At 64.4% G+C, this 14,265-nt stretch carries 13 protein-coding genes; 7 read left to right on the forward strand and 6 right to left on the reverse strand.

Annotated elements, in window-relative coordinates; all coding sequences use genetic code 11:
• Positions 1 to 131: 131 nt before the first annotated feature.
• The 3 genes from aceA to LPA36_RS13910 all read right to left on the reverse strand — a co-directional run bounded on the left by aceA (position 132) and on the right by LPA36_RS13910 (position 4,334).
• Positions 132 to 1,436: an isocitrate lyase gene (gene aceA / locus LPA36_RS13900; RefSeq protein WP_228877330.1), complete on the reverse strand. Its 1,305-nt coding sequence runs from the start codon at positions 1,434 to 1,436 to the stop codon at positions 132 to 134.
• A gap of 447 nt (positions 1,437 to 1,883) precedes the next feature.
• Entirely contained in the window at positions 1,884 to 3,482 is a 1,599-nt protein-coding gene (locus LPA36_RS13905) for a DEAD/DEAH box helicase (RefSeq protein WP_228877332.1), read from the reverse strand.
• 582 nt (positions 3,483 to 4,064) lie between these two features.
• The gene (locus tag LPA36_RS13910; protein ID WP_228877527.1) at positions 4,065 to 4,334 is read right to left on the reverse strand and encodes an acyl-CoA-binding protein; all 270 of its coding nucleotides are present in this window, start codon (positions 4,332 to 4,334) and stop codon (positions 4,065 to 4,067) included.
• Between the two features lie 178 nt (positions 4,335 to 4,512).
• Here LPA36_RS13910 and tsaB point away from each other — a divergent pair, with 178 nt between their 5' ends.
• The 4 genes from tsaB to LPA36_RS13930 are packed head-to-tail and all read left to right on the forward strand — an operon-like array spanning position 4,513 to position 7,736.
• A complete protein-coding gene (gene tsaB / locus LPA36_RS13915) occupies positions 4,513 to 5,328 on the forward strand; it encodes a tRNA (adenosine(37)-N6)-threonylcarbamoyltransferase complex dimerization subunit type 1 TsaB (protein WP_228877334.1) in 816 nt (271 codons plus the stop codon).
• Positions 5,325 to 5,819, forward strand: a complete 495-nt coding sequence (rimI, locus tag LPA36_RS13920) for a ribosomal protein S18-alanine N-acetyltransferase (RefSeq protein WP_228877336.1) — start codon at positions 5,325 to 5,327, stop codon at positions 5,817 to 5,819. The genes tsaB and rimI overlap by 4 nt, the downstream gene beginning before the upstream one ends.
• Positions 5,806 to 6,714 (forward strand): uracil-DNA glycosylase, encoded by a 909-nt coding sequence (locus LPA36_RS13925; protein ID WP_228877342.1) that lies wholly within the window; start codon positions 5,806 to 5,808, stop codon positions 6,712 to 6,714. The genes rimI and LPA36_RS13925 overlap by 14 nt, the downstream gene beginning before the upstream one ends.
• Positions 6,714 to 7,736, forward strand: coding sequence for a DUF1853 family protein (locus LPA36_RS13930; RefSeq protein WP_228877344.1), 1,023 nt, complete (start codon positions 6,714 to 6,716; stop codon positions 7,734 to 7,736). The genes LPA36_RS13925 and LPA36_RS13930 overlap by 1 nt, the downstream gene beginning before the upstream one ends.
• 79 nt (positions 7,737 to 7,815) lie before the next feature.
• Here the strand turns inward: LPA36_RS13930 and thiD are convergent, their stop codons facing one another.
• Both thiD and lplT read right to left on the reverse strand, forming a co-directional pair.
• Complete coding sequence (gene thiD, locus LPA36_RS13935; protein ID WP_228877350.1) at positions 7,816 to 8,622, reverse strand: bifunctional hydroxymethylpyrimidine kinase/phosphomethylpyrimidine kinase; 807 nt, start codon at positions 8,620 to 8,622, stop codon at positions 7,816 to 7,818.
• An 82-nt stretch (positions 8,623 to 8,704) separates the two neighbouring features.
• On the reverse strand, positions 8,705 to 10,012 hold the full coding sequence (gene lplT / locus LPA36_RS13940; protein WP_228877352.1) for a lysophospholipid transporter LplT: 1,308 nt from the start codon (positions 10,010 to 10,012) through the stop codon (positions 8,705 to 8,707).
• 218 nt (positions 10,013 to 10,230) lie between these two features.
• On the opposite strand from lplT, the gene alr reads away from it, so the two are divergent.
• From alr to LPA36_RS13955, 3 genes are all read left to right on the forward strand, one after another.
• Entirely contained in the window at positions 10,231 to 11,301 is a 1,071-nt protein-coding gene (gene alr, locus LPA36_RS13945; RefSeq protein WP_228877354.1) for an alanine racemase, read from the forward strand.
• Between the two features lie 46 nt (positions 11,302 to 11,347).
• The gene (radA, locus tag LPA36_RS13950; RefSeq protein ID WP_228877356.1) at positions 11,348 to 12,724 is read left to right on the forward strand and encodes a DNA repair protein RadA; all 1,377 of its coding nucleotides are present in this window, start codon (positions 11,348 to 11,350) and stop codon (positions 12,722 to 12,724) included.
• A gap of 154 nt (positions 12,725 to 12,878) precedes the next feature.
• Positions 12,879 to 13,145 (forward strand): DUF2866 domain-containing protein, encoded by a 267-nt coding sequence (locus LPA36_RS13955; RefSeq protein ID WP_228877357.1) that lies wholly within the window; start codon positions 12,879 to 12,881, stop codon positions 13,143 to 13,145.
• A 34-nt stretch (positions 13,146 to 13,179) separates the two neighbouring features.
• Here the strand turns inward: LPA36_RS13955 and LPA36_RS13960 are convergent, their stop codons facing one another.
• Positions 13,180 to 14,235, reverse strand: a complete 1,056-nt coding sequence (locus tag LPA36_RS13960; RefSeq protein WP_228877359.1) for a CaiB/BaiF CoA transferase family protein — start codon at positions 14,233 to 14,235, stop codon at positions 13,180 to 13,182.
• Positions 14,236 to 14,265: the final 30 nt, after the last annotated feature.

Below are 14,265 nucleotides of genomic sequence, written 5' to 3' on the forward strand. Positions count from 1 at the left end.
AACGCTGCTCAGGTGCTGTGCCGGCCGCTGGCTTCTGACCGGCGACCGAGCCTCCTCTGGTGGCAGCCCTCTGCGGGGCCGCTTCTCCCTGTACTGCCTGCCGTGCCGCTCAGCCCGTCGTCAAACGGCGTTCAGGCGACCTTCTTGTCGAAGAACTGCTCGTCTTCCGTCGAGCCGTGCAGGGCGGTCGTCGATGCGTCGCGCTCGACCGTCTGCGTCACCGCATCGAAGTAGCCGGTGCCGACTTCGCGCTGATGCTTCACGGCAGTGAAGCCCTTGTCGGCGGCAGCGAATTCGGCCTGCTGCATTTCGACGAAAGCGCTCATCTGCGTGCGCGCATAGCCGTGTGCGAGATTGAACATCGAGTAGTTGAGCGCGTGGAAGCCGGCCAGCGTGATGAACTGGAACTTGTAGCCCATCGCGCCGAGTTCCTTCTGGAACTTCGCGATCGTCGCGTCGTCGAGGTTCTTCTTCCAGTTGAACGACGGCGAGCAGTTGTACGACAGGAGCTTGCCCGGGAACTGCTTGTGGATCGCCTCGGCGAATTTCTTCGCGAATTCGAGGTCCGGCTTGCCGGTTTCGCACCAGATCATGTCGGCGTACGGCGCGTAGGCGAGGCCACGCGAGATCGCCTGCTCGATACCCGGCTTCGTACGGTAGAAGCCTTCGACCGTACGCTCGCCGGTCAGGAACGGCTTGTCGTTGTCGTCGATGTCCGACGTCACGAGATCGGCCGCTTCTGCGTCGGTGCGCGCCAGCAGGATCGTCGGCGTACCCGAGACGTCGGCGGCGAGACGCGCCGCCGTCAGTTTCGCGATGTTTTCGCGCGTCGGCACGAGCACCTTGCCGCCCATGTGGCCGCACTTCTTGACCGAAGCCAACTGGTCTTCGAAGTGAACGCCTGCCGCGCCGGCTTCGATCATCGACTTCATCAGTTCGAACGCGTTCAGTACGCCGCCGAAACCGGCTTCAGCGTCCGCCACGATCGGTGCGAAGTAGTCGATATAGCCTTCGTCGCCCGGATTCTTGCCCTCGGACCACTGGATCTGGTCGGCACGTGTGAGCGTGTTGTTGATGCGCTTGACGACGAGCGGCACCGAATTCGCCGGGTAGAGCGACTGGTCCGGATACATTTCGCCTGCGACGTTCGCGTCGCCGGCCACCTGCCAGCCCGACAGATAGATTGCCTTCAGGCCCGCCTTGACCTGCTGCATGGCTTGATTGCCGGTCAGCGCGCCGAGGGCGTTGACGAACGGCTCGCTATGAATCGATTCCCACAGCTTTTCGGCGCCGCGCTTCGCGAGCGTGTGTTCGACTGGCACCGAGCCGCGCAGACGCACCACGTCTTCAGCGGAATACGACCGCTTGATGCCCTTCCAGCGCGGATCGGTTTCCCATTGTTGTTGGAGTTGTTGAGCTTGCTGTTGACGTGACATGATGTGCTCCTCTAATTGCCCAGACGGTTGGATCGGTTGACTCTTGTCTTCAGCGAAGTGGCTTGCCAGTGTTTGTGGCCGCTTTGTTTTCGTGAAGTCTTATATAAGAGTCTAGGCAAATCGAAGCCCGCGCAACAGCTCGTTTTTGTGCTTTGCGTAAGATTTTTATTGTATATAAATCAATGCATTACGTTTATTTTTTCATATTGAGAAATGCCATTTCCCCTGCTGCAACAACGGTAGTTGTGCCACGCAGCACGATTTTTTACGACGCAAAAAATTTTTCCACATTGTGAAAAATATCGGTCGCTGAGGGACGGGCGAAAAAAAACCGGTGCGTGAGCACCGGTTTTTCTGACTCACGCCGCACGGCGGATAGCCGTTTGACGTGATGGCGTGACAGCCGGACGCGCTTTCGGCGCCGATCCGGCCGCGTGCCTGGCAGGCTTAGCTGCCGCGACGCGCAGTACGCGGACCGTCGCTGCGACGGGCGCCGTAGCCACCGTCACGCGAACCGCCGTAGCCTTCACGCGAACCGCTGCCAGCCGGCTTGCCGGCCCAGCCGCCGCCCGTACGGGCGCCGCCACCGTTGCCAGCCGGCTTGCCGCTACCGGTGCCGCCGCCGCTACCGAAGCGACGACCGCCGCCGTTGCCGCCACCCGGACGGCCGCGGCCGCCAAAGCCCGGACGACCCGTGCCCGACGGTGCCGACTTGCGCGGCTCGAAGCCTTCGACCACGTTGACCGCGAGCGGCGTGCGCACGAAACGCTCGATGCGCTTCAGCGCGCCCTGTTCGGCGTGATGCACGAGGCTCACGGCGATACCCGAGCGGCCAGCACGGCCGGTACGGCCGATACGGTGCACGTAGTCTTCTGCAAACTTCGGCAGATCGTAGTTGAACACGTGCGTGATGCCCGGAATGTCGATGCCGCGTGCTGCGACGTCGGTTGCCACGAGCACGCGGACACGGCGCTCGCGCAGTGCCTTGATCGTGCGGTTACGCGCGCCTTGCGGCAGATCGCCGTGCAGGGCGGCCGATTCGAAACCGGCGTCGGCGAGACGGCCAGCGAGCTGGTCTGCTTCATTCTTCGTTGCCGTGAACACGATAGCCTGATCGAGGCCTTCGTCACGCAGCAGATGGTCGAGCAGACGATCCTTGTGATCGCGGTCGTCGACGTAATGCACGGTCTGCGCGATGTTCGTGCGCTGTTCCATGCGTTGGACGATTTCGATGCGTTCCGGATCCTTCAGCAGACGGCCGGTCAGCGCGCCGATCTTGCCGTCGAGCGTGGCCGAGAACAGCATCGTCTGACGTGTAGCCGGCGTCGATGCGACGATCGTTTCGATGTCTTCGATGAAGCCCATGTCGAGCATGCGGTCCGCTTCGTCGAGGACGAGGATCTGCAATTGCGACAGGTCGATACGGCCGCGCTCCAGGTGGTCGATCAGACGACCCGGCGTAGCAACGAGAATTTCAGGGTTTTTAGCCAGCAGCATCAGCTGTTGACCGTATGCGACGCCGCCAAGAATGCTGACGGTGCGCAGGCGCTTCAGGTGCTTGCCGTACGTCGAAGCGGCGGTCGTGACCTGCATCGCGAGTTCGCGCGTCGGCGTCAGGACCAGCATCGTCGGACGTGCGACGGGTTGCGGGCGGCGCGTGCGGGCGCCGTCGGCCGGGCGCGGCTCACGCGGCTGCGAGGCCTGGGCCTTTTGCAGCTGCGAAAAACGCTCGATGGCGGGCAGCATGAACGCTGCGGTCTTGCCGGAACCGGTCGGGCTCGACACCATCAGGTCGCGGCCGGCGATGCCGGCGGGAATCGCGCGCTGCTGAACTGGTGTCGGGGCCGAATAGCCAGCGGCCGTCAGGGCAGAGACGACATCCGCCGAAAGGCCAAGCGACGCGAACGACGGGCCGGTCGGCACTGCGGCGTCGGCGACCACGGCGGCGGTCGCGACTTCCTGCGAAGCGACGGCGGCGGGGGTGTCGAGACCGAGGGCTTGATCGGCGATGGCGTTCAGCGGGCTGGGGGTATTGCTCGAAGTCATGAGAATCCTTGAAACACGGGAAGTGAAACGTCGGCGCCAATCGGCATACCCAAGTCGTCGGATTCAGCGAGCAAAGAAGCAGCGAGCAAATCGAAAAACGGGGGCAGCTCGCAACAATAAAGGCGAGCTTTTCGTTAGAAGCTGTATCGGATGCGACAAGCCGATATTGGCATTGTCGCCAGCCTGGTACTTGACGGCCCGAAAAGAGGGCCTGCTGGCAGGAGGGGACAGGTTCTAAACTGGATTGGAGCAAAACGCTACGAGGCGCTGCGCAGCGACGCGCCGGCATCAAAACCGGGCAAAGCAGTGAAGCGCAGCCGCATTATATAGGGTTTTGCTGCACTGCGCCACCATCCCATTAATGGTCGAAGAATGTCGAAGCGGGGCGCGATCGGGATTCGGGCGGACCTGCCCTGAAGCGGTGACTGGCCTCAACAGCGAGGCGGCTGAGGCTGAGGCGGGACAGATGATTCAAAGCCGGTTTGAAGCAACCACCGGCGCGGGTATTCGCCGGTGGTATTCAATATTCAAGGCCGCACGCGCGCCAGCGGCCTGGCTGGCGCACGTGCGGTGTGCCTTGGGTCAGGCCGAAGCGCCGCTCTTCAGCGATTCCACGAGTTCGACGTATTGCTGCTTCGCGGCGTCCTGCGAAGTGCCCTTGAGGGCGGTCCATGCGTCGTATTTGTATTTGCCGACGATGTCGGTGAAGCCGGGCTTGTCGCCGTGGACGTCGCCGTCGGTGGCCTGCTTGAACAGCGCGTACAGACGCAGCAGCGTCAGGTTGCCCGGACGCTCCGGCAACTGCTTCACATCTTCCTGGGCTTGCGCGAACAGCGCGCTAACGTTGCTCATGTCGCTCATCCTTGTTCTCCTTGCTTGTCGAGGTCGGCCGGCGATCATAACAAGCACGGCCGCGCCTCGGGCTGGAGCGATTCTTCCAAACGGCGCGTCCCGGACGACGATGCTGCTGCAGACCACACCGGTGCGGTTCGCATCCGGCAATACGGAGCGCCGCATTACAATAGCGGTCATGACACGAATCGTCCTGCTTGCCCTTGATACGTCGACCGAATTCTGCTCGGTCGCGCTTTTGTCTGTCGGCTCCGATGGGGAGGCCGGTGCTTCTTGCGCCGATCCGGCTGTAGTCGCTCCGCGCGTCTGGACTCGACACGAAGCGACCGGTGCCGTCTCCAGTACGCGCCTGTTGCCGGCGATCCGCGAACTCTTCGATGAAGCCGGCCTCGCGCTCTCCGACTGCGACGCGATCGCGTTCGGTGCGGGCCCCGGCTCGTTCACCGGACTGCGTACCGCAACGGGCGTCGCCCAGGGGCTCGCGTTCGGCCTCGATATTCCGGTCGTGCCAGTCGGTACGCTGCTCGCGTGCGCTGAAAGCGCGCGGCTGCGCGATCCGTCGGCGAGCCGTGTACTGGCGGCGCTCGACGCGCGCATGGACGAAGTCTACTGGGCCGATTACGCGTGGGACGACGCCCGGCACGACTGGCGCACGGTTCATCCGGCGTCGCTCGATGCGCCCGGCAACATGACGCTTCCCGATGCGCCATTCACGCTGGCAGGCAACGCGGCCGCGGCGTTCGGCGAACGACTCCTCGCGGCGTCGCGGGCGCGTGTGATCGATAGCGAAGCAGTGCCGAATGCGATGCCGGTCGCAATGGTTGCGCTGCGCGCGTTCCGTGCGGGCCGCACAGTGCCGGCAGATCAGGCCGCGCCGGAGTACATCCGCGACAAGGTCGCGCAGACCACCGCCGAGCGCATGGCCGCGAAAGCCGCGCAGGCGGCCGCCCATGCCCCGGCGGCACAGACTCTGCTCCGTGAGGGTGGCCAATGAGCGGGGTGCTGCTCGCCGACCGATACGTATCGCCGATGACCGAAGGCGATCTGGACGAAGTCGCCGCCATCGAGAAACTCGCGTATGAGTTTCCGTGGAGTCGCGGCAATTTCGCGGACTCGCTGCGCAACGGCTATTTCGGGATTTGCCTGCGTCACGTCACAGGCGCGCTGATCGGTTATTGCGTGCTGATGCCGGTGGTCGACGAAATGCATCTCCTGAATCTGTGCGTCGCGCCTGCATCGCAGGGCGCGGGCGCCGGCCTCACGTTGCTGCGCGAAGCGGTGCGCATCACGCGCGCCGAGAAACTCGATGGCCTGCTGCTGGAAGTCCGGCCTTCGAATCACCGCGCGATCCGTCTATATGAACACTTCGGGTTTTCGTCGATTGGACGGCGCAAGAATTATTATCCGGCGCGACATCGTAGCCGGGAGGACGCCATCGTGATGCGTTTTTCGTTTGCAAGGGAGGGCGCAGATGGCGTTCTCTGAATCCGCGCTGGAAGAACTCGGTCTCGCGCCGATGTGGGTGCGCCGCGGCCTGCGGCCAGCCATCGCAGCGCCTGCGCCGGTCGAAGCCGTCGTACCGACACGCGGCATGCCTTCGCAGCAAGTCACGCCTTCGCTGGGAGACACGTCTTCGCAGCAGGTCACGCCTTCGCTGGGACACGCGCCTTCGCTGCATGACACGCCCGTGGGCGCGGACGAACCCGCATGGCTCGACGACCTGCCAGCCGAAGCGCCGGTTCTCGCCAGGACAACCCGCATCGTCAACGACGCACAGCCAGACGCCAGCATCGGCGCCAGCGTCGACGCGCTCGACTGGGATGCGCTCAGCGCGCGTGTCGCTGGCTGTGAGCGATGCCGACTGTGTGAGAAGCGGACGAACACCGTCTTTGGCGTCGGCGACCTCAATGCCGACTGGATGCTGATCGGCGAAGCGCCCGGCGAAAACGAGGACCGCGTCGGCGAACCGTTTGTCGGCCAGGCCGGCAAGCTGCTCGACAACATGCTGCGCTCGCTCACGCTCGCGCGTGACACGAACGTCTATATCGCGAACGTTATCAAGTGCCGCCCGCCCGGCAACCGCAATCCCGAGCCCGACGAAGTCGCGCGCTGCGAGCCGTATCTTCAGCGCCAGGTTTCGCTCGTGAAGCCGAAGGTGATTGTCGCGCTGGGTCGTTTTGCCGCGCAGAGCCTGCTGAAGACCGAGGCCAGCATTTCATCGCTGCGCGGTCGTGTGCACGAATACGAAGGCGTGCCTGTGATCGTCACGTATCACCCGGCGTATCTGCTGCGCAGTCTGCCCGACAAGGCGAAGGCCTGGGCCGATCTGTGCCTCGCGCGTGAAACATGGCAGAAGACGGCCGGCGAGCCGTCCCGCTGATGAACGCCGCACACGGGCCCGTGGCGGATGCCGCAGCGCCTGTCGCGCGGTTCGACCTGCTGCGCGATGCTGTCGTACGCGATCTGGCATGGCTACTGTTCAGCCCGGATCTGTTGCGCGCGCAACCACCCGCTGGCGGGCTCGCGCATCTCTTTGAGACGCCCGCCGAAGAAGTCGCGACGATTGCCTGGCTGCACGCGCTCGACGCCGGTCCGGACAGTCTGCACCGGCATATCGCCGCGTCGCGGATCACGCGGCTGGGCCGTTACGCCGAGTGTCTGCTCGGCTGGTTTCTTCAGCATGGACCGGCTGCGCGCCTCGTCGCCGCGAACGTCGCGTTGCGGCGCGCGGGCGTGACGCTCGGCGAGTGCGATTTTCTGGTCGAGACCGCAAGTGGCCGGCGCCTGCACTGGGAGCTGGCCGTGAAGTGCTATCTGCACGCCGGCGACGGTCGCTCGCAACTCGCGGATTACGTCGGTCCGAATCTGCAGGATCGCTTCGACCTGAAGCTGGCGCATCTCCTCGATCACCAATTGCCGCTTAGCGCGCGCGAAGAATTCGCGACGCTCGGGCATCGTGGCCCGTGGGAGCCGGCGATGTTCATCAAGGGGTGGCTCTTCTACGGCGCGACGCAGAGCGAAACGGGCGAAACGGGCGAAACGGGCGAAACGGGCGAAACGGGTCCCGGGCAGGGCGCGCCGCAGGTCAACCCCGCCCATGCGCGCGGCTGGTGGGCAACCCGCGCGGACTGGCCGGCATTTTCCGCGACGCAGGCTGCGGTGTGGAAGGTGTTGCCGCGTCTCGAATGGCTCGCGCCCCGTCGCTACGAGGCGGGCGAGCCTTCGCCGCAGACGACGTTCGTGGATGCCGCCACGCTCCTTGTTCAGCTCGAACGTCAGACGGGTCCGACGATGGTGGCGTCATTCGCCCCCGATGACGCCGGCCGGTGGATCGAACAGTCGCGTGGCTTTGTCGTTCCCGACGACTGGCCGCGACGCGGCCAGGCATTTGCGCGTCAGTGACGATGCCCGCCGATGCTGACTTGCCGTGAGGCACGATCAAGGCTCGATCAGCATCGTGCCGGACAACGAAGCGTCGTCCTTACCACCAGCGATGAAAATGATGCACTGGCCCGACGCCGTGACCGACGTCCAGCCGGTCGCTCTGTTCGAGCGCGCCGGTCAGATACACCTTCGCATCCGCGACAGCGCTTGCCAGATCACTTCGCTGGGCAACGAGCGCAGCAATCGCCGACGACAGCGTGCAACCCGTTCCGTGAGTGTTCTTCACGGGCACGCGCGGGCCGCCGAGGCGCAGTGTGCCGCTTTCCTGGATCAACCAGTCCGGGCTGTCCGTAGAGGCGAGGTGGCCGCCTTTCATCAGCACCGCGCGTGCACCGAGCGCGCGTAACGCTTCGCCCTGACGGATCATCGCCGCTTCGTCGGTTGCGGCGGCTTCGCCAAGCAGCGCGGCTGCTTCAGGCAGGTTCGGCGTGAGCAACGTAGCGAGGGGCAAGAGTTCGTCGCGCACTGCGGCAACGGCGTCCGGGGCCAGCAACGCGTGATTGCTCTTCGAGATCATCACGGTGTCGAGCACGACGTGCTTCGGACGATAACGACGCAACGCTTCAGCCACCGCATGCGCGATACCCGCGTTGGCCAGCATGCCGATCTTGACGGCGTCGATCCGGATGTCGTCGAACACGGCGTCGAGTTGCGCCGTGATGAACGCGGGTTCCGGTGTATGGATCGCCGTCACGCCGCGCGTGTTCTGCGCGGTCAACGCGGTGATCACGCTCGCGCCGTACGCGCCGAGCGCCGAGAATGTCTTGAGGTCGGCCTGGATGCCCGCGCCGCCGCCCGAATCGGAGCCGGCGATCGTCAGGACGTGAGGAATTGCTTGAGTCATGGGGAGCGTGCGGAGAAAGAGGAAGAGCGTGTGCGACCGGGCCGGACAGATAGTGGGCGCGCGGCGGCGCGCCCACTATCTGTCAATGTTTCACTTCGCCGATCAGCGCGACTGAATCGAACGCGCGCTGGTTCGCCTGGTGACGCCGCATCACGAACCACATCATCACACAGACGAAGGTGCCGAACAGCACGATCACCGCCGATACCGGCACATCGAGCCACACGAGAACAGCATACAGACACAGCATCACGAGCACCGACAGGTTCTCATTGAAGTTCTGCACGGCGATCGAGTGGCCGGCCGAAAGCAGCACGTGCCCGCGATGCTGCAACAGCGCGTTCATCGGCACCACAAAAAAGCCCGAGAGTCCGCCGACGATCATCAGGAACAGATAGGCAATCAGCAGATAGCCCGGCACGTGCATCCGGCCGAAATAGATGCCCCAGTGCGCCGGAAACATCGACTTCGTATAGAACGCCATCAGCATTACGGCAATGCCCATCATGATGCCGACCGGCAGCACCGAGAGCGATTTCTTGAGCGGCACCTTTGCAGCGGCGATCATCGCGCCGGCGGCCACGCCGACGGCCACGACGGCCTGCAGGATCGCGCCTTCCGAGAGCGACATGCCAAGCGACACTTCGGCCCACTTCAGCACGATGAACTGCAGCGTCGCGCCCGCGCCCCAGAAGAGCGTCGTGACCGCGAGCGAAATCTGGCCGAGCTTGTCGCGCCACAGGACCAGAAAGCAGTCGGCGAAATCGGTGACGAGCTTGATCGGGCCGCGCTCCTGTTTCGGATAGCGGGCGCCGGTATCGGGAATGCGCAGATTGAAAAGCGCGGCGATCACATAGAAACCCATGATCACGAGCATCGCGGCTTCGGCGGGCGTGTTGATCGAGGGAATGTGGTGGCGCAGGATCGGCGCGGCAATGTGCGGACTGATCAGCGCGCCGCCCAGTACGGTGCCGAGAATGATCGACCCGACGGTCGTGCCTTCAATCCAGCCGTTCGCGGCGACGAGCCGGTCAGGCGGCAGCAGTTCAGTGAGGATGCCGTACTTCGCCGGCGAGTAGGCCGCCGCGCCGAAGCCCACGATACCGTAGGCAATCAGTGGATGCGCGCCGATCAGCATCGTGATGCAGCCAAGCACCTTGATGGTGTTCGTCACGAACATCACACGACCCTTGGGTCGCGAATCCGCGAAGGCGCCGACGAAGGCAGCAAGAACGACGTACGACAGCACAAAGAACAGCTTGAGCAGCGGCGTCATCCAGTTTGGAGCGTGAAGGTCTTTGAGCAGCGCGATAGCAGCAATCAGGAGCGCATTGTCGGCCAGCGACGAAAAAAACTGCGCGGCCATGATGGTGTAAAAACCTTTTTTCATCTGATGCGATGCTGTCCTCGCTGCGGTCTGTCCGCCCCGGCCGTGTGCAATGCGTCCGGGCTTATGCCGTTCGAAATGGGTTGTGCGCACGGCTTTATATCACGAAAATAGGCGCATTCAGACTAGCAGAATCCTTGATCGCACCGTCCGGTGGCCTCCGACGCGCTGAAAACGCGCTGTAAGCTCCTGATTCGCAAGCGTCTTTACGAAAATATCCCATGCCGCGCCCGCTCTCAGCCATCATTCATACCTCCGCTCTCGCCAACAATCTCGCCGTCGTCCGCCGCTACGCACCGAAGTCCCGGATCTGGGCCGTCGTCAAGGCGAACGCGTATGGACACGGGCTCGCTCGCGTATTTCCTGGCCTGCGCGCAACCGACGGCTTTGGATTACTCGACCTCGAAGAGGCGGTGAAGTTGCGTGAACTGGGCTGGGCCGGGCCGATTCTCCTGCTGGAAGGCTTCTTCCGTCCGACTGATATCGACGTCATCGACCGCTACAGCCTGACCACGGCGGTGCATTCCGACGAACAGATGCGAATGCTCGAAATGGCGCGCCTGTCGAAGCCGGTCAATATCCAGCTCAAGATGAATAGCGGCATGAATCGCCTCGGCTACACGCCGGAACGCTATCGGGCGGCGTGGGAGCGTGCTCGTGCCTGTCAGGGCGTCGGCCAGATCACGCTGATGACCCATTTTTCCGACGCGGACGGCGAGCGCGGCATCGCGTATCAGATGGAAGCGTTCGAACGGGGCGCGGAAGGCATTGCCGGTGCGCGCAGCCTGTCGAACTCCGCGGCCACGCTGTGGCATCCGGCGGCACACTTTGACTGGGTGCGCCCGGGCATCATCCTGTATGGTGCGTCGCCGTCGGGTGTGACCGCCGCGATCGAGGGGACGGGGCTGCAGCCCGCCATGACGCTTGCCTCCGAACTGATCGCGACTCAGATGGTCGCCGCAGGGCAGACGATCGGTTACGGCTCCACATTCGCCGCACGCGGGCCGATGCGCATCGGCGTGGTTGCCTGCGGTTACGCGGACGGCTATTCGCGCACGGCGCCCGAAGGCACGCCGGTGATCGTCGACGGCGTGCTGACACGGCTTGTGGGGCGCGTCTCGATGGACATGATCACCGTCGACCTCACGCCGTGCCCGACGGCGGGCGTCGGCTCGCGCGTCGAACTGTGGGGACCGAACCTGCCGATCGACGACGTCGCGCGGGCTTGCGGCACGATCGGTTATGAACTGATGTGCGCGGTCGCGCCGCGCGTGCCCGTGCGCGCCGAATGACCTTTTCCGACCTGTCGGACAGAACAACGCAGTAACAGGATGGCGCGTGGCTAAACAAAAAACGTTGTACACCTGCACCGAGTGCGGCGGGCAGGCGCCTAAATGGCAAGGGCAGTGCCCGGCGTGCGGCGCGTGGAACACGCTGGTGGAAACCATCGCGGAACCGGCATCGGCGAACCGCTTTCAGTCGCTCGCGAAAAGCGCGCCGGTCCAGCGGCTCGCCGATATCGAGGCCGCCGACGTGCCGCGCTTTTCGACCGGTGTCAGCGAATTCGATCGCGTGCTGGGCGGCGGCCTCGTGGCCGGTGGCGTAGTGCTGATCGGCGGCGATCCGGGGATCGGCAAATCGACGCTGCTCCTGCAGTCGCTCGGCGAAATCGCCAGCGAACGGCGCGCGCTTTATGTGAGCGGCGAAGAATCCGCCGCGCAGATCGCGCTACGCGCGCAACGGCTTTCGCTGCTCGATCCACAGTCGAAAGCGGGCGAGCTCAAGCTGCTCGCCGAAATCCAGCTTGAAAGAATTCAGGCGACGATCGAAGCCGAACGACCCGACGTTGCCGTCATCGATTCGATCCAGACGATCTATTCCGATGCGCTGACCTCGGCGCCGGGCTCCGTCGCGCAGGTCCGCGAATGCGCGGCGCAGCTGACGCGCGTCGCCAAGCAGTCGGGCACGGCGATCATCATGGTCGGGCACGTGACGAAGGAGGGCAATCTGGCCGGCCCGCGCGTGCTCGAGCACATCGTCGACACCGTGCTGTACTTCGAGGGCGATACGCATTCGTCGTTTCGCCTCGTGCGGGCGTTCAAGAACCGCTTCGGCGCGGTCAACGAGCTTGGCGTGTTCGCAATGACCGAGCGCGGACTGCGCGGCGTGTCGAACCCATCCGCGCTGTTTCTCTCGCAGCATGAGCAGACGGTCCCGGGTTCATGCGTGCTCGTCACGCAGGAAGGTTCGCGGCCGCTGCTGGTCGAAATCCAGGCGCTGGTGGATACCGCGCATGTCCCGAATCCCCGCCGGCTGGCGGTCGGCCTCGAACAAAACCGGCTGGCACTCCTGCTGGCCGTGCTGCACAAGCACGCGGGCATTGCGTGTTTCGATCAGGACGTCTTTCTGAACGCAGTAGGCGGGGTGAAGATCACCGAGCCGGCCGCTGATCTCGCGGTGCTGCTCGCGATCCAGTCTTCGCTGCGCAACAAGCCGCTGCCAAAAGGCCTGTTCGTATTCGGCGAAGTCGGTCTGGCGGGGGAAATCCGGCCGTCGCCGCGCGGCCAGGACCGGCTGAAGGAAGCCGCGAAGCTCGGTTTCACGATCGCGGTGATTCCAAAAGCAAATGCGCCGAAGCAGCCGGTAGAAGGCTTGCGCGTCATCGCCGTCGAACGGATCGAACAGGCCATCGACCAGGTGCGTGATCTCGATTGAGCGATTTTTCGCCTTGGGGGGGCGCCCGGTGATCGGGCACTTTCACTGCGTAATCAGCGGTAAAGGTCTCTACACCGCCTGTAACCCGAAGGACACGGGTTTTCCTTATCCTGCCCGAGTTAGCAGTCCGTCATGGGCGGAAAAGGAACGCGTCTTGAAACAGTCTCATGAATCCTCAGCTGAGCGTCTCGTGACTCTGCGCGGCTGCCGCGTGTCCGAGCCGATCCGGCAACCTTGGGGCGGTCGCGGCTGCCGTATCGTCGAATGGGTCAATACGACGGGGCAGATTTCGCGGCGTGTCGTGGCGGAAGACGTCACCGTGGACGAAGTGCGCGCCACCATCGAGCATCACGTGGAAGGGCGCAAGCACGTTCTGATCGACGACGAGCGTGAGCCACGGCAGACCTTGCCACGACGGTAGGCCTCTGCGCCCGCCGCGTTTTGCGGTATGCCCGTCAAGGTTCCTCAGCGTCGTCCTGCTGCATCGCGAACGTGGGATCGAAAAGCGGATGGCGCGCCGCTTCCGCTGGCGTCAGCACGGGCGAGACGCAGCAGTCGAGCGGCTCCAGCAGGGCAATCCAGTCTTCCAGCGTCTGGCCCGCGATGATTGCGGCCAGTTCCTGCGTCAACGCGAGCGCATCGGGACCGCCGATGGCCTGGCCCTGGCTCCAGTGCCGCTCCGCCCATTCCCGGCGGCCGAGCGCCGCACACAACGTCTCCCAGAATTTCAGTTCGAGCGCGCCGACGGCAAGCCAGCGGCCGTCGCGCGTGCGGTACAGGTTGTAGCAGGGCACGCCGCCGTTCAGCAGCCCGCCCCCCGCACGCGAGCCCTCGCCTTCGTTGGCGAGCGCGACCTGCGCGACGATGTTATTGGCGTGCGACGCGTGCGTCATCGAGACGTCGATGAACCGTCCGTTGCCGCCGCGTGCAACGTGCCAGAGCGCCGCCAGCATCTGCGTGACAGCGGACAGCGCGCCGCCCAGCAGGTCGGCGATCTGGAAGTTCGGCATGATCGGCGTGCCGTCGCGGGCGGCAAGCTGGTCGAGCACGCCTGCGTACGCGATGTAGTTCAGATCGTGCCCGGCGAAGGTCGAGAACGGGCCGTCGGAGCCGTACCCCGTGATCGCGCAGTAGACGAGCTTCGGATTTTCGACGCGCAACAGGTCGTAGCCGACGCCGAGCCGGTCCATCACGCCGGGCCGGAAGCTCTCCACGAGCACGTCCGCCTCATGCGCGAGCGCGCGCAACACGTTGCGGCCCGCTTCAGATTTCAGATCGAGACGCGTCTCGCGTTTGCCGCGGTTGATGATGCGGTAGAACGCGCCGGGCCGGCCCGCGAGCCGGTCGGCGCTGCTTTGCATCATTGTGCGCGTGTAGTCGCCCGCGCCGGGCGCTTCGATCTTGAGGACGTCTGCGCCCAGTTCAGCCAGTCGCAACGTCGCTACAGGGCCTGGCAACAGGCGCGTCAGGTCGAGTACGCGCAAGCCTTTCAATGCAGGGGGAGACGACAAGGCCAACCTCTCATCGATGCCGGCGCGGTC

This window comes from Paraburkholderia saeva (genome assembly GCF_907164555.1).
GTDB classification, from domain to species: Bacteria; Pseudomonadota; Gammaproteobacteria; order Burkholderiales; family Burkholderiaceae; genus Paraburkholderia; species Paraburkholderia saeva.